We start from the raw sequence: 21,188 nt of genomic DNA, 5'->3' as shown, positions 1-21,188 counted from the left end.
CCTTACACAACATCAGTCAGGCGAGAAATCCGGTCAGCGGCGAAGAAGCTGCAGCCGTCTCTTCCACAGGCCCCAGCCCGGCCAGAAAGGCGTTCCGCCCCGCCGACACCGCTTCCCGGAACGCCTCCGCCATCAGAAGCGGGTCCCGGGCGGTGGCAATTGCCGTGTTCAGCAGCACAGCGGATGCGCCCATTTCCATCGCCTCAGCAGCCTCGGAGGGTCTGCCGATACCGGCATCCACGATTATGGGCAGACCCGTTTCTGCTATCAGAATCCGGATCAGCTCCTTGGTCTGCAATCCGCGGTTAGAGCCGATCGGCGCTCCCAGCGGCATAACCGCTGCAGCCCCGGCCGCCTTCAGCCGGAGTGCGGCCGACAGGTCAGGACTCATATAAGGCAGAACAACGAAACCCTCTGCGGCTAAGATTTCAGTAGCTCTGATCGTCTCGGTATTATCAGGCAGCAAATATTTCTGATCATTGATAACCTCGATCTTCACCCAATTGCCCAGTCCCGCCGACTTCGCCAGCCTGGCAATACGTACCGCTTCTTCTGCGGTGCGTGCACCGGAGGTATTGGGCAGCAGAGTCATATGGGAAGGAATATGAGTGACAATATTGTCCTTGCTCTCCGGATCTACCCGGCGCAGGGCAACCGTAATGACCTGTGAACCCGAGCGCGCAATCACCTCGGGAATAAGGGTATTGCGGCTGTATTTGCCGGTCCCGATGAACAGTCTGCTCGTTAAAGTAACTCCTCCGATAACCAAAGGATCTTGCATCATATCGCCTCCTGTGATAAGTCGTTGCCTTTATCTAAATTGCGTGTATCAGCACTCTTGCATCTGCCGCACGCACAGTTACCTAGCCTCCGCCAACAAAATGAACCAGCTCCACGCGGTCGCCTTCATTCAGCAATGTATCTCCATAAACGTCTCTGCCGGTAATCTCACCATTCAGCTCCACAATAACCAGCTTTCCTGTCCACTCAGGCCGGGCCAGAAGATCAGCCAGCGTCCGGCAGCTCTCATCATACATTCCTGTCCGTCCGTTAACGGTCAAATTCATGCCTGTTCACCTCCTTTGCCCGTTATTGGGTTTTCTTTCAGGACATCGCAGACGCTGCAGCCTGAACGGATGCTCTGTAGGCCTCAGCGGCAGCAGCAGGGTCGGGCGCACCGCATATCCCGGACATTACAGCAATTCCGGCAGCGCCCTTCGACAGAACGGCTCCGGCATTCCCCGGTGTGATGCCTCCAATAGCAATCAGCGGGATGCTGCTGGAGCGGACGGCGGCTGCCAGCTGCTCCAGGCCCCGTTCCCGCTGTCCGGGCTTGCAGGCAGTAGGGAATACATGTCCATACAGACAGAAATCCGCTCCCTGCCGCCCGGCCTGTGCCGCTTCCTCCGGGGAGTGCACCGATCTGCCCAGCCGCAGACCCGGTGCAATACCGCGTGCTCCGGCAGGCGGCAGGCTGTGCCAAGCCAATTGGACGCCGGCCGCCCCGGCCGCCAAAGCCACATCTATCCGGTCATTAATGACCAGCTTAGAGGGCGGAATCCCTGCTTGAAGCAACTGCTCAGCGGCAGCCAGAAGTTCCCGTGCGGACATGGCTTTTTCCCGGAGATGGATATAATCCACCATGTCATGTACAGCAGCAGCCAGTCCGGCAAGCTGCTCCGGATTTAGCCTCCCATCCGAGATTAAATGGATTTCTTTCAGCACCTTCACCTCCCTCTATACGGCAACCGGAAAATACAAAAAGACCGCCCCCTGTTCAGGAAGCAGTCTGGAATATAAGCAGGAATACCGGGTAAACCGTTACCCCCGCTGCATTATTCATTCTCCACTTCCCTACGCTGGTATAAACCAGATCAGGTTCAAAGGGTCCGAACTGTTATGTCCGTCTCAGCCTTGCGGCACCCCTAGTGATCGTTCGTATTCTATTGTTCTTGCAGTTTGTATATTAGCATATTATTCCTTTAAGAGCTATTCTTTAATAGATTCACTCATTTGCTCCAACCGCATTTAAGCGGCAAAAAAGCCAGCCTCCCGGCCGGCTTTTCCCCTGTTGGACGTTTGAATGCTGTTGCCTGTAATATTCCAGCTTACATACATTTTCTTATGTCAGCCGTTAACGATCTCGCCGCCATTGACATGCATGACCTGACCGCTCACATAGGAGGAATCGTCTGAAGCCAGATACACATAAGCCGGTGCCAGCTCTTCGGGCTGTCCCGGACGCTTCATCGGCTGGGTGCCGCCGAATTCACTGACCTTCTTCGCGTCAAAAGTAGACGGAATCAGCGGCGTCCAAATCGGGCCAGGTGCTACCGCATTCACGCGGATGCCTTTGTCCGCCAGATTCATCGACAGGGAGCGGGTGAAGCTGAGAATTGCCCCTTTGGTGGACGAATAATCCAGCAGCTGCGGGCTGCCACGGTACGCCGTGATGGACGTGGTGTTGATGATTGTGGAGCCTTTTTTCAGATGGGGCATCGCTGCCTTGGTCAGATAGAACATGGAGAAAATATTCGTCCGGAACGTCCGCTCTAGCTGCTCGGCGGTAATGTCCTCAATCTTATCCTGCGGATGCTGCTCTGCCGCATTGTTGATCAGGATGTCCAGCTTGCCGAGTCCCTCAACGGTTTTATTAATCAGATCCTGACAGAAGGCCTCGACCCCGATATCACCGGAGATCAGAATACACTTCCGCCCCTCCTGCTCCACCTGGCGTTTGGTCTCTTCCGCATCTTCGTGCTCATTCAGATAGGAGATGACTACATCTGCGCCTTCTTTGGCAAAATGAACGGCAACCGCACGCCCGATTCCGCTGTCGCCCCCGGTAATAAGCGCGGCTTTGCCCAGCAGCTTACCTGCTGCTTTGTAAGCCGAGGTTTCAAACTCCGGAAGCGGGTTCATCTCGCTCTCAATTCCGGGCTGCTGGTCCTGTACCTGCGGAGGCAGGGTTTTGACGGGTTGTTTGCTGGTGTCTGGCATAATCCATTCTCCTTTCGCTGTACCGCTATACTGTTAAACTGATCATGTTAGGATGGCTTAAGGTCTGGTGTTTATGCATCATCATGCTTGTCCTTCAAAATGGCTTTACGTTATGTTACTTACCACACCAGGGAGCCGGCCAAACAGAAAATGTTCAGTCCGCACGTTATCCGGTGTATTCTTGAGTCTGTAGAAGGAGCGTTTCCCTCATGTCCAAAAAATCAAAAACCATCATTGTTGCCGTCAAAGGTGTAATCCTGTATCAGGGCAGAATCTTGCTTATCAAGCGGGCAGCCGCTGATTCGGCAGGTGCCGGAAGCTGGGAGTGTGCCGGAGGCAAAATCGAATTCGGTGAAAGCCTGGAGGCCGCACTGGAAAGGGAAATTCTCGAGGAAACCGGACTTGCAGTAACGACAAAACGTATTCTTTACGCGGTAACCCTGCTCACGGACCCTGCGAGACAGGTAGTGATTATCACTTATCTATGCGGGGCGCTCCGGGATGAAGTCCAGCTCTCGGAAGAGCATACCGATTACCGCTGGTGCACCGTGAGCGACATGAACGCACTGCTGCCGCCGCAGATTATCGCTGATTTTACAGAACACGGCATTTTTGAACTCGAAGGGTTATTACAGTAAGTAATGAACGATTATTAAAAGAGTATTATATATATCCGGATATTTTTATATCTTATACTTTCTCTTGGAAGACAATTATCTTCACTGGAGGGTCACTTCTGCCATGGGAAATGAAAATGCAATTATACGATTGACTAACGCGACGTTAATCGATGGAACCGGGCGTCAGCCGCTGTACCACGCAAGCATTGAAATTGTTAATGGCCGGTTCGGCACTATAGCCGGACATGGAATTACGCGGACAGATCATGTCTCCATTACGGAGATAGACCTTAAGGGTCTTGTGGTCCTGCCGGGATTTATCCATACGCATGCGCATACCAGCTTCAAATTTATGCAGAACGAGCCGCTTCACGGGTACCATACGGAATATTTAACCGCATGCCTCGCGGAAGGAATCACCACGGTCCGCGACGAGGGGATGACAACTTCAGCCACGATTGATGACGTGATAATACATACGAAAGGGCTGGATAGCGGAGCCTTTCCCAGAATGATCACGACCGGCAAATTTTTCACGGCTCCCGGAGGGTATGGCGGGCAGGACCCTATCGGAGTCGGAAGTGTGGATGAAGCCAGATTAAAGGTCCGAGAGGTATTAGAGCAAGGGATTCATTGTATCAAAATAGCGCTGGAAGACGGTTACGATCCCGGTACAATCGGACTGCCACAGCTAAACCAGGTGCTTCTGGAGAGTATCTGCCGGGAAGCCCGGAGCATGGGTGCTTATGTGTCAGCTCATGTAACGAGTGCGCACAACCTTCAGATTCTGGTCAATGCGGGGATTAATGACGCTGCGCATATGATCTACGACCGGCTGGACGATGACCTGATCCGGCAAATGGTGGACTCAAACGTCCGCATAGTCCCCACTCTCACTGTATTGAAGATGTTCCAGGACAAATTCGGTGCGCCACTGTTAGAACAAGGGCTGGATAATGTGCGGAGATTCGTTCAGGCAGGCGGTGAGATTGGCCTCGGGGATGATTTCATCGAAGAAATAAGCCCTTGGTACAGGCTTGGTATGCCCTGGGAGGAAATCCGTTTGTTAGGCGAAGCCGGTCTCACCCCGATGCAGATTATCACAGCCGCCACTTCAACCGGCGCAAAGATATGCAATCTGGCTCATGAAACCGGAACGGTTGAAACAGGCAAGAAAGCGGATCTGTTCGTCATTAAGGGCGATCCGCTTACGGATATGGCCAATCTCCGGAACGTGAAATTTGTGATGAAGGACGGCAGGATCGTATCGGGACAGTGAATACCGGAAAATTATCCAAAGCACCGCTAAATGGCCTGGAGTAATGACAAACAGATTTATACTTAAAATGCCGCTCTCCTTAAGGAAAGCGGCATTGTTCAATGTATAGTGCCCTGTATGGTTCCCGGCAGTTTTATCTACAGCTGATCCGCCGCTGCCTTCAATGCAATAATCTTGTTCACCGCCGTTCCCTCCAGCAGCGCCTTTTGCGCATCCGTCAGCCCCATGTATCTGCCGTAAGCCCAGTTCACAGCCTTCTTGTCCGCCAAGGTCAAGCCAGCAGCAGCGGGCAGCTGATTGATCTTGTAAGCTACCGTATCCGCAGCCTGCTGATCGCTCAGCACACTTGCCCCCTGGTAATATCCAGCCACATTCATCTCATTATCATAGAACACGACCATATACTGTTCCTGGAAATCAGGAACGCTATAGAGTGGCGCTGCATAGTCAGCAAAGCTCTCAAAGGATATGCCATACACATCATTTGTAACTTGTTCCAGATACAGAATCTGAGAAGAAACATGCTTGATATTGAAATCCCTTGCGGCATTAGTAATGTACGGAAGCTGAGTATTAGCAACATATGAATAAAATTTCGCTTCAGGATGCTGCGCAATCCACTCACCTTCCACGGCGATCCGGTCACGTATAAGTCCATCCCTCACGTCTCTCGTAATCCCCACTCCGCTGGTGAAGCGGACCGCCTGCTCGTTAAGCAAAGCATACTTCGCGCTCAGGTTCAGCTTAACCACATTGTACCCGATAGCCTGACCGTTCTTATCATAAAGAATAACCGTCATATATTCTTTAAGCTGCTCCGGAGCGGCCGGGAACAAAAACCTTGGCGACATATCGGGAAGATGTGTTGTATGCACATTGTTCAGAACGGGTGCAGATTCTGCGGCTGCTGTAAAATAATAACCAGGATGATCAGCAGCCGCCTGTACTTCAGGAGACAGCCCTTCAAGATTCAACAGCACAGCGGCTGAATTGGTGTACATATTTTCGGGTCCCTGGGTTACCGTAATCCCGCTTATGAGCGGAAGTGCTGCCGGAATTGTTGTATTGCCGCCAGCGCTGCCACTATCACCATTACTGCCGCCACTTGAAGCCACCGCCGGTAACGCTGCAGAGATGGTGATGGAATCCTTCTGGCTACCGTCCAGACTTGCCGGTTTATTGGCAAAGGAAGAGCCCTTCGCACCCTCGTTCACAGTAGCAGCCAGAACCCGTCCCGCCCCTGTAACGTTCGTTGCCGCATTCAGAATAGCTCTCGTAACCGTAGTGCCTTGATCCAGCTCCACCTTGAGTCCGGCCGCATTGGCAACTACGTTAAGTGTGCTTACCGAGCCTTTTTTCAGGTGCAGGACTGACCCTTTGGCTTCAATATTCACCGCTCCAAAAATGCCGCTAAGCGTCACCACAATCCCCGCAGGAAGACTTGCCGGCAGGTTGATCTCGGTAAAGCCCGCTCCGGCTACGCCGCCCTCCTCCAGCTCTACACCGGACTGGGCAGAGACCGATGTCACAAGAGTTGAACCCTCGGCTACAAGCCGGGCGGTTCCACTCTTTTTCTGTACAATCATCTGTTTCAGGGTCGAGTCTTTGAGCTGCACCGAGTCAGCCCCGTGGACAATGACCTTACCTTTGACATCCACATTGGTCAGAGTAACCTCCCCTTCACCAATTGCTTCATCCAGCAGCAGGTCGCCGTAGATCACCATGTTCTGTAGAGTAACACCATGGGTAGATACTGTGACGTTGTTGTATCTGTGGAAATCTGCCGGAGCAGAACCATCGAATCCTTCAGACGTACTCACCGCTAGACTCTCCAATCCGCCGGATACGATGGTGAAAATATCCAGCAGCGCGATAGCCTCAGCCCTGGTCATCGCCCGGGCCGGAGCAAACCTTCCGTCGGGATAGCCTTTCATTGCTCCGGCAGCTACCACTGCCGCAACTTCGGATTTACTCCAGCCGGCAATCTGGTCACTATCGCTGAACTGGGACAAGACCTCCGGAGGACCGGCCTCTAACATAAGCAGCCTGAATATAATCATTGCCGCTTCCTGGCGCGTAATAGGCGCATTGGGACGGATAGTACCGTCAAAGCCCTCAATATAGCCGGCCCCTATAGCTTTGGAGAACTCACTGTATGCCCAGCTTGTCTTCGGCAAGTCACTGAAGACAGCAGCTTTGCTCGCATCGGTGATGTCGAAGCTCCGGTTGATCAGCGTCACAAACTCCGCTCTGCTGATCTCCTGATCCGGCTTTACTGACCCGTCCGGTAATCCCTTCAGCCAGCCCTTTTCGATCCAGTGGCTGATCTGCTTCTGAGCCCAGTGCCCTTCATAATCTGCCGTGGCTGCATAAATATTGCCGGACGATCCAAGCACCAGACAAAGACTCAAGCCGACGGTCACAATACTTCTGAAATTCATTCCATACACGCTCCCCGGGATCTATGTATTTCTAAATTTTCCTAGTTAACCATTATCAGTGTAGCTGAACGAGTGACCCGTGAGAATAGAATCCAAAAATATACTTCTCACGTAAAACAACCCCACAAATTGGGGCTTTATCTTCGCCCTAACGGCTGAATCAAGCTGGAGCTTATGCGGCCTGTGCGGCCTGCGCAGCTTATGCAGATCAATAATGCTCCACTCAGACTACTCCCGGGGCAGTCCCGGGGAATTCAGGGGCACTTCTGCTCCTCATTTCCTCTTCCCACCCACTTTCGGTGAATTCAGGGGCACTTCTGCTCCTCATTTCCTCTTCCCGCCCACTTTTGGCGGATTCAGGGGCACTTCTGCTCTTCATTTCCTCTTCCCGCCCACTTTTGGCGGATTCAGGGGCACTTCTGCTCTTCATTTCCTCTTCCCGCCCACTTTCGGTGAATTCAGGGGCACTTCTGCTCCTCATTCCCTCTTCCCGCCCACTTTTGGCGGATTCAGGGGCACTTCTGCTCTTCATTACTGTTTACCACCCACTTTCGGCAAATTCAGGGGCACTTTTGCTCATCATCGCCTGCCGCCCACTCTTGGCGGATTCAGAGGCACTTCTGCTCCTCATTCCTGCCTGTCGCCCACTTTAGGCGAATTCAGGGGCACTTCTGCTCCTCATTTCCTCTTCCCGCCCACTTTCGGTGAATTCAGGGGCACTTCTGCTCCTCATTTCCTCTTCCCGCCCACTTTTGGCGGATTCAGGGGCACTTCTGCTCTTCATTACTGTTTACCACCCACTTTCGGCAAATTCAGGGGCACTTTTGCTCATCATCGCCTGCCGCCCACTCTTGGCGGATTCAGAGGGATTCCTGATACAAGAACAATTTCGTCCTCAGACGGATCTGCTCCATGTTACAAGAAGACTTATCCATAACAGACGAATATCATATTCCCTAATCAACAAAAAGCCCTGACAGCCTAAGCTGCCAGAGCCTTTGATACTCGCGTTCCTCCCTATAAATCAGGAGCCGAGCTTAAATAATACGCCGGTACACCATGAAAAAGATCATGATAACCAGCACAACCATCAGCAGCAGGCTCATGGTCCGGATCTTGGCGGTTTCAGCCGAGACATCGCGGTTCTCCCGCATTCCGGCTGCAGCCAGGCGCAGGGGTCTGCTCATGATGCCGCCAAGCGCAAACATCGCCAGCAGCAGCACAACCACAACGATCATCCAGGCGACAGAATAGTCACCCTTGGTCATCATATAGCCTCCGGTCAACAACTGGATAACAAGCCCATACTGGGCAAAGCGGTTGAAGCCGCCGATGGCGCTCAAGGTGCCTTCCTTCGCGGGGGCGGACAGCTTAGCCGTCCCGCTCAGAATAAACGGCAATACCAGATAGAAGCCAAGCGCCAGCGTGCCGATCATATGCAGGAAAAAGAAAATACGGTCCATATCAATCTCCTCCGATTACATTGTAGGATTAAATAGCAGCAAAGCCCAATCTTTGCCTGCAAAAGGGGCTTCAGCAGCTGCCCGCTAACGTTACTTACACAGTTACTGCTGAAGTTACTGCACGGACGGAATCGGCTGATTTATCCAGAGCCGCCTTCTCTTCTGCCGTAAGCTCCAGTTCGAAGATCTTCTCGATGCCATCCGCACCGAGGAGCGCCGGAATACCCATGAACAAATTATCGTAACCATATTCACCTTCAAGCAGGGCGATTACAGGAATAATCCGCTTCTTGTCCTTGAGGATAGCCTCTGTCATCTGAACCAGTGACGCCGCAGGGGCATAATAAGCGCTGCCGTTACCCAGCAGGCTGACGATTTCACCGCCGCCGACGCGGGTACGCTGCACAATCTCAGCAATGCGTTCAGCAGGGATCAGCGTGTCGATCGGAATACCGCCAACACTGGAATAGCGCACAAGCGGAACCATATCATCACCATGGCCGCCCAGCACGAAACCGCGTACATCTTCAACCGAAACATTAAGCTCCTGGGCGATAAATGTACAATAACGTGCTGTATCAAGTACGCCGGATTGACCGATTACGCGGTTCTTCGGAAAGCCGAGCGCATTGTATGCTACATACGTCATGGCATCGACCGGATTGCTCAGAATAATTACGATGGACTCGGGAGCCACGCGCTTCACATTCTCACAAACCGATTTTACGATGCCCGCATTGGTGTTGACCAGGTCATCACGGCTCATGCCGGGCTTGCGTGCAATCCCTGCCGTAATAATGACGATATCGGAATCGGCTGCATCCTCATAGCTGGAGGTTCCGGTGATCTGGGCATCGAATTTCTGCACCGGTCCGGCTTCCAGCATATCGAGCGCTTTACCCTTGGTCGGATTCTCCAGCTGTGGAATATCGAGCAGCACCACATTGCCAAGCTCCTTCTGGGCAAGCATAAGTGCCGTAGTCGCACCGGTGAATCCGGCGCCTACGACAGTGATTTTGTAACGTTTGATGGCCACGGGAAGACCTCCTAAATATTGGATAGCATACACTTCGTTCATTTCACTCCGCAAGACTGCCCCGGGAGCATAAACCAATGATGTTGGGCGGGCAGGCATATGCACAAGCACAAGTATAAGCTGCACGTCTGTGCAGCTTATACTTGTAATATACCGATAAACCTTGCTTATAGATTGTTGATAATCTCGTCAGCAAAGGCGGAGCATTTCAGCTCTGTAGCGCCTTCCATCTGGCGGGCAAAGTCATAAGTAACCGTCTTGTTGTTAATCGCGGTGCTCATTCCCTTATAGATCAGGTCAGCCGCTTCCTGCCAGCCCAGATGCTCCAGCAGCATAACGCCGGAGAGAATAACCGAACCCGGATTCACAACGTCCTTATCCGCATACTTAGGTGCTGTACCATGAGTAGCTTCAAAAATAGCATGTCCCGTAATATAGTTAATGTTCGCTCCCGGAGCAATACCGATGCCGCCGATCTGGGCAGCCAGTGCGTCGGAGAGGTAATCCCCGTTCAGGTTCAGCGTCGCGATGACATCGAAATCGGTCGGACGGGTCAATACCTGCTGCAGAGCGATGTCGGCGATAGCGTCTTTGACAATAACTTTGCCGGCTGCTTCGGCTTCCTTCTGGGCAGCATTCGCTGCAGCTTCACCCTCACGTTCCTTGATGACATCATATTGGTTCCAGGTGAAGACTTTGTCGCCGAATTCCTGTTCAGCCACTTCGTAGCCCCAGTTCTTAAATGCGCCTTCGGTGAATTTCATGATATTGCCTTTGTGTACCAGCGTCACGCTCTTGCGTCCGTGCTTGATGGCATACTCAACCGCAGAACGCACCAGGCGCTTCGAGCCTTCCTCGGATACAGGCTTGATACCGATACCTGAGGTTTCCGGGAAGCGGATCTTGTTCACGCCCATTTCTTTTTGCAGGAACTCGATAACCTTCTTCACTTCAGCGGAACCTTCCTGGTATTCAATCCCGGCATAGATATCTTCAGTATTCTCACGGAAAATAACCATATCCACCAGCTCGGGATGCTTCACCGGTGAAGGAACACCGTCGAAATAGCGTACCGGACGCAGACATACATACAGGTCCAGCTCCTGGCGCAGCGCCACGTTCAGAGAGCGGATACCGCCTCCGATCGGAGTTGTCAGCGGGCCCTTGATGGCCACAATGTACTCGCGGATTGCTTCCAGTGTGTCATTCGGCAGCCATTCACCATATGTATTGAAGGCTTTCTCGCCGGCAAAAACTTCGTACCAGGCAATCTGCTTCGTGCCGCCGTAAGCTTTCTCTACAGCCGCATCCAGCACCCGCTTGGAGGCTTTCCAAATGTCACGGCCTGTACCGTCACCCTCGATAAAAGGGATGATCGGCTGATCCGGAACCAGCAGCTTGCCGTCTTCGATTGTAATTTGTTCGCCTTCTGTGGGCAGGTCGTATTTTTCCAGTTTCAACATTAGTGGGAATTCCTCCTAAAAGTATGATGTACAAGCAATAATCAATAAGCAGTTGCTGCATATATTATAGTTCATTGTACTAAAGGGGTGGAGCGGCCCGCAAGGGGCCGCCTTGTTACCGTTCGTCTACAGGGACGTATTTCATGTCGGACATGCCGGTATATTCCGCACGCGGCCGGATAATCCGGTTGTCTTCATACTGTTCCAGAATATGCGCAGTCCAGCCCGAGGTCCGGCTGATCGCGAAGATCGGAGTGAACAGCTCACGTTCAATCCCCAGCTGTGTATAGACGGATGCCGAGTAGAAGTCGACATTCGGTTTGAGCCCTTTTTGACCCGTAATCAGCTCTTCAACCTTGACCGACATGTCATAGAGCGTCGTATCATTCTTCATCGTGCCCAGCTCATAGGACATTTTCATCAGATGTTTGGCCCGCGGATCGCCATTCTTGTATACACGGTGTCCGAAGCCCATGATCTTCTCACGGCGTTCCAGCTTGGCTTGGACATAAGGCTCAACAGCATCAAGCGTGCCTATCTCCTCCAGCATCTTCATCACAGCTTCATTCGCCCCGCCATGCAGCGGCCCCTTAAGCGCGCCAATAGCCGAAGTAACTCCGGAATAGATATCAGACAGTGTAGCCACAGTCACCCGTCCGGCAAAAGTGGAAGCATTCAGCTCATGGTCCGCATGCAGCACGAGGGCTGTATCCAGCGCCTTGACGGATACGATATCCGGCTGTTCTCCCCACAGCATGTAGAGGAAGTTCTCAGCGATGGTCAGGCCTTCTTTGGGCGCTACCGGCTCAAGCCCCTTGCGGATGCGTGCCAGTGCGGCGACCACCGTCGGAATCTGCGCCTGAAGCTTCACGGCTTTGATCTGATTCGCTTCACGGCTCATATCATCCGCAGCCTCATCGTAGAGCGCCAGAGCGGATACGGCGGAACGCAGTGCCGCCATCGTGTTGGCTTCTTTCGGATACAGCTTCATCTGGGCGAGCACCTGATCCGGGATCTGGGCGAATGAGCTGAGGTCGCGGCGCAGCGCTTCAAGCTCCGGTACTGTCGGCAGATTGCCGAACCACAGCAAATAAGCGGTCTCCTCAAAGGTCGCATTATCCGCCAGATCATCAATATCATAACCGCGGTAAGTGAGCACTCCATCCACAATGGAGCTAATCGATGAGGTTGTTGCAACGATGCCTTCAAGTCCTTTAGTAGCTGTCATAGTATCTCTCTCCTTTGCCAACAGGGGTATATAATGCCGTTTCAAACCTCATGAAAACATTTACATTTTTAAGTATTTTAATTCTCCGCAAAAGGCGTCAGGACATGGCCCTAAAGATTGCAACTATATTTCTGCTGTTTAACCTGTAATTATCATACCGGATTTTGACGGTTATGTGAACAACGTGGGAGCTTTGCAGCGGATCAAATGATTTTATCGGAGAGATAGAAAAAAACTAATGAAAAACCTGTTTCATGATTGCGCTTTCAGGTTAGGGAGCCGCCTCCATTCTGCCCTTTTCCGTCCCCGCTAGTCTTTTCATATGCTCTATGAATATACATAAGACGAGCAGTTATTCCTTACACACCCGTTAGAGTAGGAGGAACCGGATATCGATACACTTGTGCTCAAAAGAGTGCTGCGCGGCCTGTGGGTCGTGCTTGCTGCCGCTGTGATCCTGCTGGCTGTATATGTACTGCTGCCGCTCCTCTATCCCCTGCTGCTGGCCTGGCTGCTGGCTTACCTTATACATCCGCTGGTGCTGATCCTGAAGGGGATGAAGCTGCCCGGCTGGCTGGCGGTTGTCCTCTCACTGCTCTTTTATATTGGGGGTACCGGCCTTGTGCTGACCGCGCTGATTACCCGGCTGGTGAAGGAGCTCATTGTGCTGCTCCAGACCTTCGACCTCCATACAGACCAATGGCGTGAGCTGCTGCTGAGGGTTAGCCGCAATGCCAGCATTCAGAATATTATTAACCAGATCAACCAGTTTTACCACGACAATCCGGGTTATCATGCCACCATTGACAGCAATATCAGCAGAACCACCGAAACCGTGGGCCATGCCATGACCCAGCTGATCACCGGGTTCTTCAACATGATTCTGGGGCTGATCTCCTCGCTGCCGAGCCTCGGCACCATTCTGATCGTGATCGTGCTGGCCGCGTTCTTCCTCAGCACCGGCTGGGAACGTCATAACGCCAAGCTGATCTCCCTCCTCCCTGCTCCGCTGCTGCGGCCGGTCTCGGAGATCTGGAAGGATCTGCGCAAGGCGCTGTTCGGCTACCTCCGTGCCCAGCTGGTATTGATCTCGGTGACAGCCGTGATCGTAATCATCGGCCTGCTCCTGCTGGGTGTAGACTCAGCATTTGCCATTGGCCTGACCATCGGCATTGTCGATCTGGTGCCTTATCTCGGTGTCGGCATCGTGATCCTCCCCTGGGCGCTGTATTCCTACATGACCGGGAACCTGGCCCTGGCGGCCGGCCTGCTGGTGCTGTACGGAATCATTCTGATCACCCGCCAGGTGCTTGAGCCCAAGGTGCTCGCCAGCAGCATCGGGCTGGACCCGCTCGCCATGCTGATCGGCATGTTCGCCGGGCTTCAGCTGTTCGGCATGCTGGGCCTCCTGCTCGGCCCGGTGCTGCTCGTCATTCTGGATGCGTTCGGCCGCGCCGGTGTGTTCCGCGCACTGCGCAGCTATATCCTGAGCGGCCGGCTGCATTAACTCTGAAATGGCGGCCTTCGCATACATTAGACCCGTTTACGCTATCGGCCGCACATTGTATTCGGTTTTTCGCATACATTAGGCCCGTTTGCTCTATCCGCCGCACATTGTATTCAGTTTCTCGCATACATCGGGCCCGTTCCTTGTTCATCGCATTTCCCACCGCATACCCCTGCATAATCTTTAACATTTCGCTACATCCGTTTCGGCTGCAAGTAGAAAAGCGTTCAGCCGCATCACCACGCAGCCGAACGCTTTTTACAAAATTGGCGGCGCTTCCTGCTCTACCTGCGGTAGAAGGTAAAAGTGCCGTTTTTCATCTTCTTCTCTATCCACTTCAGCAGAAAAACCCGGTACAGCGGCCGGGTCAGCGGGAACACCAGGGTGAAGCCGATTATATCCGTGACGAAGCCCGGCAGGATCAGCAGCAGTCCGCCGAAAAAGATACATAGGCCGTCCAGCATGGTCCGTCCGGGCACCCGTCCTTCCTGCATATGGGTTCTGCTGTCCTGCAGCACTTTTTTGCCCTCAAACCGCATCATTAACAGACCGATGACCGAGGTGGCCAGCATGATCAGCAGGGTCTTGGGCGCTCCAAGAAAACTTGAGACATAGATGAAACCGAATAATTCCACAGCCGGGACAGCGAATAATGCAGCCCACAGCCATTTGTTCCTGATCATACTGCTCCTCCTTCTTCTTCCTTAAGCGCCGTAGTGATAGCGCGGAACAGCTCAGGCTGCGCCCTGTCGATACGCACAGGCTTCCATTCCTTGTTCAGCCAGACATGGCTCGTCGTGCCGCTGACCAGCAGCTCGCCGGGAAGAGGTTCACTGGCCGCCGGAAACGCCTTACGGGTCCCGGAAGCTCCGGACGCCCCGCCTACCCCGTGCTCTTCTGCCACACGGCGGATTTCATATTCATAGACAACCCTCAGAGCCGAGAAGGTTGTTAACCTTGCATACACGGCAATAAGATCATCATATCGCGCCGGGCTTTTAAATTGCAAATCTGCAGAGGTCACAGGCAATAACAGCCCAAGGCTCTCCAGTGTCCGGTAAGCAAAGCCCAGTCCGCGGAACATCTCCGTGCGCCCGCTCTCAAACCAGGTCAAATAATTGGCGTGATAGACCACACCCATCTGATCAGTTTCCTGATAACGCACACGAAATGAAGTTTCATGCCAGCGGCTGGCCCACCCCGGATTGTGTGATTTCATATTCATGCTCCTTTCTGTAATGACAGGGGGGTGCTAAGCGCTGACCCCGCCTGAAGAGGCCTTCAGCGGCAGCTTGCTGCGCGAGCTTCGGGCGACATAGAACAGCAGCGCCGCACCTGCCGCCGCACTCAGCATACAGGACAGATTCATGAGGCCGACCCCGCCCTGATTCAGCAGCATTCCGTTCAGCAGATTGCCCAGAATACCGGCAAATCCGGAGAACACGATGTTAAATACACTTTGTCCCGTGGCCTGCATCTCCGCAGAGGTAATCTTCGATACATATTCAACAGCAGCAATGTAAAAGAAACCGAAGGAAAGGCCATGCAGCACCTGTACTCCAATCATGACCGATGGATACGGGAAGGCCACCTGAATTCCCCAGCGCAGCACATAGATCAGCGCACCCAGCAGCAGCGTCCGCTCCATACCCAGCCTGCGGATAACCTTGGAGGCAAAGAACATGGAAGGTACGTTAGTGATCGATGCCAGAAACAAGGCGATACCCGCATAGCTGGTCGATCCGCCGACCGACTGGAAGGCCAGGACGAAATAAGTACCAAACGCCGTCATCGTCTGGTTCACCAGAAAGCTCCCGCCCAGAAAGGCGAGGAATATCCGGTTGGCGAGCAATTTTTTGACTCCCTGGGAGAAGGACTGGCTCATCATATGATTCTCTTCCGCCTGCTTCGGCAGGGTCAGGGCGATAGCCACCGCAACAGCATTCAGCAGCAGAAACGGCAGCCAGATCGTGGATACCGAGAATTTAGAAACATACTGCCCCCCGGCAATGGCTCCTACAGCGGCTCCTATGCTCATCATCATCCGGATGCTGCCGTAAGTCGATCCGGCTCTGTTCGCCGCTGCTATGGCGTAAGAGTCGGCAATAGGAGCCTGTGTGGAGGAGAAGATCGTCGATACCGTGTACACCAGCATCAGCACGATGAAATACTCCGACCTGTACAGCACAGCAAACAGCGCCGGAACAGCCACACTCAGTATAAGCACCAGCCGCGCCTGGTTGTATCTGTCGGAGATCATCCCCCATAAGGGCTGGACACAGATCGCGATCAGCGTTCCCGTAGCCATCAGCATGCCGATCTGGCTGACATCAAGTCCGTTCGATTTCAGCAGCAACGACAAATAAGAGCCGAAGGAGCCCCCGGCGAGTCCCAGAAATAGATAAAACCCGCGCAGCTTCGTTATTTTTTCCATTGGAGTTATAAGTCCTCTCTCTTCCTTTTTAGCGGAATACCCAACCTCCACAGCCTCTTGCTGCATTAAATATAGCAGAACTTACTATAAGGCGGTGGACAAGTGGGCCAAGTCAATAGATTGATAAGCAGCAAGCCCTGTCTTACAGATAAAATCAATTCAGGCAGAGCCGTCAGTTCAGGCTTCGGCTGGACATCCAGCAACTGGAGCGGTTATGCCGTCTCGGGCAAAAAAGGCACGTACCGGCGGATATCGGCCGACTGGATCGTCCCTTATGTAAAACCTACAGTCAAAGCCACGTATTCTTCGGCCTGGATCGGCATCGACGGCTTCCGGAACAGCAGCCTGATTCAGACCGGAACCGGCCATGAATCGGTAAACGGAACCGTCCGGTACTATGCCTGGTGGGAAATTCTGCCCGCAGCCGAGACTGTCATCCCTTTACCTGTATCCCCCGGCGACCATATGCGCGCTTCAATTGTCAAGCTCAGTCCCGGCAAATGGTGCATCACCCTGCGCAACCTCAGCAAAAACTGGGCTTTCCGTACTATTCAGCGTTATCAAGGCTCGCAAACCTCTGCCGAATGGATTATGGAAGCTCCCCAGGTGGGGCAGAATATCGCACCGTTGTCCAAGGTATCACTGGTCAGATTCACCTGCTGCCGGGTTAACGGATGCAGTCCCAAGCTCAAGGTATCCGATGGCGGCATTATGGTCCAGAATAAAACGCTGCTGGCCGTTCCATCCCTGCCGGGCCCACGCGGCGATTCCTTCTCGGTCAGACGGATCTACCGCAAAAGTCATCCTGCCGTTTACTCCAGAAACCCTATATTTACAAGAACCTGATTGCCAGGTTTCTCAAAACTCTCAATTCAATATATACATTTGCACCATTTATATCAACCCGCAAGCGGAAACCGCTTGGCCTTCCTGAAAATAAAAAGAGCAGCGGCTGGGAACGCCACTGCTCTAATAGGTGTATTCTGTTAATGCTGCAGAACCTCTTCCAAATCCTAGTCGGCTGGAATCGTGTCTACTTTCACCAGGTTAGTGGAACCGGAACGGCCAAGCGGGATACCTGCAGTGATTACTACAAGATCGCCTGCTTTCACGAGACCGGAAGCTTTACCGCCTTGAAGTGCAGTTTCCAGCAATTCGTCAGTCGAAGTAGCTTCTTTGCCGAATACTGGAGTTACGCCCCAGACCAGCGCCAGCTGACGCATAGTTCTTTCCTGGGTAGTTACAGCAATGATTTGTGATTTAGGACGGTATTTGGAAACCACGCGTGCAGTGTGGCCAGTTACAGTCGAAGAAATGATAGCCTTAGCGTTCAGATCCAGAGCGGAAATCGCTACGGATTGGCTGATCGCTTCAGTAACCGTAGTTTCTTGAGCAATTTGCTGCTTCATGAAGATCTCACGGTGGTTCAGTGCAGATTCAGCTTTCTCAGCAATGCGGGACATTGTGAGTACGGATTCTACCGGATATTTCCCGGCAGCTGTTTCACCGGACAGCATGATTGCATCTGTTCCGTCGAAGATAGCGTTAGCTACGTCACTCGCTTCAGCGCGGGTAGGACGCGGGTTGCGCTGCATGGAATCCAGCATTTGGGTAGCTGTGATTACCGGTTTGCCGGCGATGTTACATTTCTGAATCATCAGCTTCTGAGCCAGAGGCACATCTTCAGCAGGGATTTCTACGCCAAGGTCGCCGCGGGCAACCATGAGGCCGTCGGAAGCTGCCAAAATTTCATCCAGGTTATCGACACCTTCCTGGTTTTCGATCTTGGAGATGATTTGGATGTGGGAAGCGTCGTGCTTCTCAAGCAATGCACGGATTTCCTGAACGTCGCTGGCTTTGCGAACGAAGGAAGCGGCGATAAAATCGATGTCCTGTCCGATCCCAAAAACGATATCATTGGTGTCTTTTTCCGTAATACCCGGCAGGGAGATTGAAACTCCCGGTACGTTAACGCCCTTCTTGCTCTTGATCGTACCGCCGTTAACAATACGGGTCTTGATTTCGGTGCCTTGAATGTCGACAACGGTAAGACCGATAAGGCCGTCGTCGATCAGGATAGTCGATCCAACCTGAACATCGTTAGGAAGGTTGTTGTACGTGATGGAGATACGGTTCTGGTCGCCCAGGATTTCTTCCGTAGTCAATGTCAGGTACTCGTCCTGAATCAGTTCAATCGGTTCTACTTCCAGCTTACCAGTACGAATCTCAGGTCCTTTGGTGTCGAGCAGAATGGCAACAGTCTTGCCAAGTTCTTTGGAAGCTTGACGGATCGTGTTGATCCGGGCACCGTGCTCTTCAAAATCGCCGTGGGAGAAGTTCAGACGGGCCACATTCATACCAGCCAAAATCAATTTTTTGATATTCTCCAACGATTCACTTGCAGGTCCGATCGTACATACAATTTTACTTTTCCGCATTAGGTTTTCCTCCGTTTTTTCGTTCTCTCTGTCTCACTTTTTCCAACTACAAAATCTACTATAAGGCTTGCTCTCTGTATAGGAACTTTATCACATGTAGTCACATGTACCTTTTGTTGCGCCCTAATGAATATTACTGCAAGTTGGACACAAAATCAATGTTAGTGCCTGCTTTTGCTGTAAATTAAAGTCGAATTTTATAAGAACGCCGCCGAAATAAAAATCACCCCGCAACGTTTGCGGGATGATTACAGTGGAAATAAATGGTTAACCCGTCCTGGCCGGCTTTGGGGCAGGAACAAGCTGGAATATGTCAGAAAGTGCAAATGAAATATAACGCTTACTCCACAATCTGCACTTCTTCCTCAGCCGCATCCTGTTCCAGAACCGACTCCGAGAACTCGCCGATTTTGCGGAATTTAAGATAACGGTCTTCCTTGAGTTCTGCCGAATCCATAACGGATATTTCCTGCAAATGACGCCATATGGCATCTTTGATAGCCTCAGCCGTAACCTCGTAATCACGGTGAGCCCCGCCTTTGGGCTCAGGAATGATCTCCTCAATCACTTCCATCTCCAGCAGATCCGACGCCGTAATCTTCATCGCTTCCGCCGCCTGCTCCGCCTTGGATGCATCCTTCCACAGAATGGAAGCCGCCCCGTTGGGGGAGATCGCCGAGTAGATGGCATGCTCCAGCATAAGGACCCGGTTGCCCACGGCCATGGCCAAGGCGCCGCCGCTGCCGCCTTCGCCGATAATGACGCAGATGACCGGTACGGCCAGCTGAGACATCTCGTACAAATTCCGGGCGATCGCTTCGGACTGTCCGCGTTCCTCTGCCGTATTGCCGGGATAAGCTCCCTTGGTATCGACAAAGGTGATGATCGGACGGCCGAATTTCTCCGCCTGCTTCATCAGACGCAGTGACTTGCGGAAGCCTTCCGGATGCGCGCTGCCGAAGAAGCGCAGAATATTCTCCTTCGTGTCCTTGCCGCGCTGCTGTCCGATTACCGTGACTGGCTGGCCGTTCAGCTTGGCGATGCCGCCTACTACGGCAAGATCATCACCGTACAGGCGGTCGCCGTGCAGCTCAATGAAATCCGTGAAGATCAGGCCGATCAGATCCAGTGAGGTCGGACGGCCGTGATGCCGGGCCAGATGCATCTTCTGGGCCGGAGAAATATCCGAATATACTTCATTCTCAAGAATGTGGTAGCGCTCCTCAAGACGGGCTACCTCATCTTTGAAATCAATACCCTTCTCTTCGCCAAACTGCTTCAGCTCGGCAATTTTCTTGCGCATTTCTACCAGAGGCATTTCAAAAGGCAACTCTCCTGCCAACCTAAAATCCCCCTTTCACATCATGCAGCTCCAGCAGCTTGGTTAGCGTGGAGCGCATTTCCTTGCGGTGCACAACCAGATCCAGCTGGCCGTGCTGCAAATTGAACTCAGCGGTCTGGAAATCTTCCGGCAGCTTCTGGCGGATCGTCTGTTCAATCACAATCCGTCCGGCAAAACCGAATACCGCACCGGGCTCGGCAATAATAATATCACCCAGGCTGGCGAAACTTGCGGATACCCCGCCTGTGGTCGGATCTGTAATTACGGAAATATACAGGCCTCCGGCTTCGCTGAACCGGGCCAGTGCGCTACTAGTCTTCGCCATCTGCATGAGACTGAGAATGCTCTCCTGCATTCTTGCTCCGCCCGAAGTGGAGAAGATCAGCATCGGAAGTCTTCTTTCTGTCGCTTCTTCAACCGCTCTGGTAATCTTCTCGCCTACTACAGACCCCATGCTGCCGGAGAAGAACTCAAAGTTCATCACCGCTACAATCACCGGATGGCCGCCAATGGTGCCCTGGCCGGTGATTACAGCTTCAACCTGTCCGGTTTTGGACTGCTGCTGCTCAAGCTTGGAGGCATAGCCGGGGAACTGCAGCGGATCAACGGATACCATTTCGCTGTCAAACTCAATGAACCCTTCAGAATCCAGCGTCATTGCAATCCGTTCCGCAGCGTTCAGGCGCATATGATAGCCGCAGGATGGGCATATTTTCAAATTCTTCTCCAGTTCCTTGCTGTACTGGATCGTTCCGCATTTGTTGCATTTGTTCATGAGTCCCTCAGGGATCTCACGTTTGGGGCGCTCGCCTTCCGCCGGTCCGCCGCTTCGCTCCAGACGTTCTGAAGGAATGATCGCGTACTTCCGTTTTTTCTGAAATAAATCTTTGAACAAGGGTCGCACCTCTTCAGCCGTTTATTTGCGTAGATAGCAGCT

Annotated in this window: 19 protein-coding genes and 1 riboswitch; of the genes, 4 read left to right on the top strand and 15 right to left on the bottom strand. The window is 52.7% G+C overall.

What is annotated here, in order from left to right; genetic code table 11:
- Positions 1 to 16: 16 nt before the first annotated feature.
- The 4 genes from PBOR_RS11225 to PBOR_RS11210 form a co-directional block, all read right to left on the bottom strand.
- Positions 17 to 781 carry a thiazole synthase gene (locus PBOR_RS11225; RefSeq protein WP_042211749.1) on the bottom strand — a complete coding sequence of 255 codons (765 nt, stop codon included), beginning with the start codon at positions 779 to 781 and terminating at the stop codon, positions 17 to 19.
- Between the two features lie 82 nt (positions 782 to 863).
- A complete protein-coding gene (gene thiS, locus PBOR_RS11220) occupies positions 864 to 1,067 on the bottom strand; it encodes a sulfur carrier protein ThiS (protein ID WP_042211748.1) in 204 nt (67 codons plus the stop codon).
- A gap of 37 nt (positions 1,068 to 1,104) precedes the next feature.
- On the bottom strand, positions 1,105 to 1,725 hold the full coding sequence (locus PBOR_RS11215; protein ID WP_042211747.1) for a thiamine phosphate synthase: 621 nt from the start codon (positions 1,723 to 1,725) through the stop codon (positions 1,105 to 1,107).
- Between the two features lie 109 nt (positions 1,726 to 1,834).
- Positions 1,835 to 1,937, bottom strand: a riboswitch (TPP riboswitch).
- A gap of 190 nt (positions 1,938 to 2,127) precedes the next feature.
- A complete protein-coding gene (locus tag PBOR_RS11210; RefSeq protein WP_042211746.1) occupies positions 2,128 to 3,000 on the bottom strand; it encodes an SDR family oxidoreductase in 873 nt (290 codons plus the stop codon).
- 209 nt (positions 3,001 to 3,209) lie between these two features.
- On the opposite strand from PBOR_RS11210, the gene PBOR_RS11205 reads away from it, so the two are divergent.
- Both PBOR_RS11205 and PBOR_RS11200 read left to right on the top strand, forming a co-directional pair.
- Complete coding sequence (locus PBOR_RS11205) at positions 3,210 to 3,638, top strand: NUDIX hydrolase (protein WP_042211745.1); 429 nt, start codon at positions 3,210 to 3,212, stop codon at positions 3,636 to 3,638.
- Positions 3,639 to 3,741: 103 nt separating this feature from the next.
- Positions 3,742 to 4,899 carry an amidohydrolase family protein gene (locus tag PBOR_RS11200; protein ID WP_042211744.1) on the top strand — a complete coding sequence of 386 codons (1,158 nt, stop codon included), beginning with the start codon at positions 3,742 to 3,744 and terminating at the stop codon, positions 4,897 to 4,899.
- A 137-nt stretch (positions 4,900 to 5,036) separates the two neighbouring features.
- On the opposite strand, the gene PBOR_RS11195 is transcribed toward PBOR_RS11200, so the two are convergent.
- From PBOR_RS11195 to PBOR_RS11170, 5 genes are all read right to left on the bottom strand, one after another.
- A complete protein-coding gene (locus PBOR_RS11195; RefSeq protein WP_042211743.1) occupies positions 5,037 to 7,340 on the bottom strand; it encodes an S-layer homology domain-containing protein in 2,304 nt (767 codons plus the stop codon).
- A gap of 1,037 nt (positions 7,341 to 8,377) precedes the next feature.
- Entirely contained in the window at positions 8,378 to 8,803 is a 426-nt protein-coding gene (locus PBOR_RS11185; protein WP_042211741.1) for a hypothetical protein, read from the bottom strand.
- A gap of 94 nt (positions 8,804 to 8,897) precedes the next feature.
- Positions 8,898 to 9,839, bottom strand: coding sequence for a malate dehydrogenase (gene mdh, locus PBOR_RS11180; protein ID WP_039307689.1), 942 nt, complete (start codon positions 9,837 to 9,839; stop codon positions 8,898 to 8,900).
- 167 nt (positions 9,840 to 10,006) lie between these two features.
- Positions 10,007 to 11,302 carry an NADP-dependent isocitrate dehydrogenase gene (gene icd / locus PBOR_RS11175; RefSeq protein ID WP_042211740.1) on the bottom strand — a complete coding sequence of 432 codons (1,296 nt, stop codon included), beginning with the start codon at positions 11,300 to 11,302 and terminating at the stop codon, positions 10,007 to 10,009.
- Between the two features lie 115 nt (positions 11,303 to 11,417).
- Complete coding sequence (locus PBOR_RS11170; RefSeq protein WP_042211739.1) at positions 11,418 to 12,530, bottom strand: citrate/2-methylcitrate synthase; 1,113 nt, start codon at positions 12,528 to 12,530, stop codon at positions 11,418 to 11,420.
- A gap of 391 nt (positions 12,531 to 12,921) precedes the next feature.
- Between PBOR_RS11170 and ytvI the strand changes: the two genes are divergently transcribed.
- Positions 12,922 to 14,037 carry a sporulation integral membrane protein YtvI gene (gene ytvI, locus PBOR_RS11165; protein ID WP_042211738.1) on the top strand — a complete coding sequence of 372 codons (1,116 nt, stop codon included), beginning with the start codon at positions 12,922 to 12,924 and terminating at the stop codon, positions 14,035 to 14,037.
- A 284-nt stretch (positions 14,038 to 14,321) separates the two neighbouring features.
- Here the strand turns inward: ytvI and PBOR_RS11160 are convergent, their stop codons facing one another.
- The 3 genes from PBOR_RS11160 to PBOR_RS11150 are packed head-to-tail and all read right to left on the bottom strand — an operon-like array spanning position 14,322 to position 16,471.
- Entirely contained in the window at positions 14,322 to 14,720 is a 399-nt protein-coding gene (locus PBOR_RS11160) for an FxsA family protein (RefSeq protein ID WP_042211737.1), read from the bottom strand.
- Positions 14,717 to 15,256, bottom strand: a complete 540-nt coding sequence (locus PBOR_RS11155; protein WP_042211736.1) for an acyl-CoA thioesterase — start codon at positions 15,254 to 15,256, stop codon at positions 14,717 to 14,719. The genes PBOR_RS11160 and PBOR_RS11155 overlap by 4 nt, the downstream gene beginning before the upstream one ends.
- 33 nt (positions 15,257 to 15,289) lie before the next feature.
- The gene (locus PBOR_RS11150; protein ID WP_042211735.1) at positions 15,290 to 16,471 is read right to left on the bottom strand and encodes an MFS transporter; all 1,182 of its coding nucleotides are present in this window, start codon (positions 16,469 to 16,471) and stop codon (positions 15,290 to 15,292) included.
- Positions 16,472 to 16,573: 102 nt separating this feature from the next.
- Between PBOR_RS11150 and PBOR_RS11145 the strand changes: the two genes are divergently transcribed.
- On the top strand, positions 16,574 to 17,317 hold the full coding sequence (locus PBOR_RS11145; protein WP_052429426.1) for a G1 family glutamic endopeptidase: 744 nt from the start codon (positions 16,574 to 16,576) through the stop codon (positions 17,315 to 17,317).
- A 167-nt stretch (positions 17,318 to 17,484) separates the two neighbouring features.
- Here PBOR_RS11145 and pyk read toward each other — a convergent pair whose 3' ends face one another.
- The 3 genes from pyk to accD all read right to left on the bottom strand — a co-directional run bounded on the left by pyk (position 17,485) and on the right by accD (position 21,146).
- Positions 17,485 to 18,909, bottom strand: coding sequence for a pyruvate kinase (gene pyk, locus PBOR_RS11140; protein WP_042211734.1), 1,425 nt, complete (start codon positions 18,907 to 18,909; stop codon positions 17,485 to 17,487).
- 340 nt (positions 18,910 to 19,249) lie between these two features.
- On the bottom strand, positions 19,250 to 20,251 hold the full coding sequence (locus PBOR_RS11135; protein ID WP_042211733.1) for an acetyl-CoA carboxylase carboxyltransferase subunit alpha: 1,002 nt from the start codon (positions 20,249 to 20,251) through the stop codon (positions 19,250 to 19,252).
- Between the two features lies 1 nt (position 20,252).
- Positions 20,253 to 21,146: an acetyl-CoA carboxylase, carboxyltransferase subunit beta gene (gene accD / locus PBOR_RS11130; RefSeq protein WP_042211732.1), complete on the bottom strand. Its 894-nt coding sequence runs from the start codon at positions 21,144 to 21,146 to the stop codon at positions 20,253 to 20,255.
- Positions 21,147 to 21,188 lie beyond the last annotated feature (42 nt).

It is taken from the genome of Paenibacillus borealis (genome assembly GCF_000758665.1).
GTDB classification, from domain to species: Bacteria; Bacillota; Bacilli; order Paenibacillales; family Paenibacillaceae; genus Paenibacillus_AQ; species Paenibacillus_AQ borealis.
This window is presented reverse-complemented; position numbering and strand designations above follow the sequence as displayed.

Excerpts from the sequence above, each read along its gene's own strand:
- PBOR_RS11225 (WP_042211749.1), bottom strand. The coding sequence starts at position 781 with ATGCAAGATCCTTTGGTTATCGGAGGAGTTACTTTAACGAGCAGACTG.
- thiS (WP_042211748.1), bottom strand. The coding sequence starts at position 1,067 with ATGAATTTGACCGTTAACGGACGGACAGGAATGTATGATGAGAGCTGC.
- PBOR_RS11210 (WP_042211746.1), bottom strand. The coding sequence starts at position 3,000 with ATGCCAGACACCAGCAAACAACCCGTCAAAACCCTGCCTCCGCAGGTA.
- PBOR_RS11205 (WP_042211745.1), top strand. The coding sequence starts at position 3,210 with ATGTCCAAAAAATCAAAAACCATCATTGTTGCCGTCAAAGGTGTAATC.
- PBOR_RS11200 (WP_042211744.1), top strand. The coding sequence starts at position 3,742 with ATGGGAAATGAAAATGCAATTATACGATTGACTAACGCGACGTTAATC.
- PBOR_RS11195 (WP_042211743.1), bottom strand. The coding sequence starts at position 7,340 with ATGAATTTCAGAAGTATTGTGACCGTCGGCTTGAGTCTTTGTCTGGTG.
- PBOR_RS11185 (WP_042211741.1), bottom strand. The coding sequence starts at position 8,803 with ATGGACCGTATTTTCTTTTTCCTGCATATGATCGGCACGCTGGCGCTT.
- icd (WP_042211740.1), bottom strand. The coding sequence starts at position 11,302 with ATGTTGAAACTGGAAAAATACGACCTGCCCACAGAAGGCGAACAAATT.
- PBOR_RS11170 (WP_042211739.1), bottom strand. The coding sequence starts at position 12,530 with ATGACAGCTACTAAAGGACTTGAAGGCATCGTTGCAACAACCTCATCG.
- PBOR_RS11160 (WP_042211737.1), bottom strand. The coding sequence starts at position 14,720 with ATGATCAGGAACAAATGGCTGTGGGCTGCATTATTCGCTGTCCCGGCT.
- PBOR_RS11155 (WP_042211736.1), bottom strand. The coding sequence starts at position 15,256 with ATGAAATCACACAATCCGGGGTGGGCCAGCCGCTGGCATGAAACTTCA.
- PBOR_RS11150 (WP_042211735.1), bottom strand. The coding sequence starts at position 16,471 with ATGGAAAAAATAACGAAGCTGCGCGGGTTTTATCTATTTCTGGGACTC.
- pyk (WP_042211734.1), bottom strand. The coding sequence starts at position 18,909 with ATGCGGAAAAGTAAAATTGTATGTACGATCGGACCTGCAAGTGAATCG.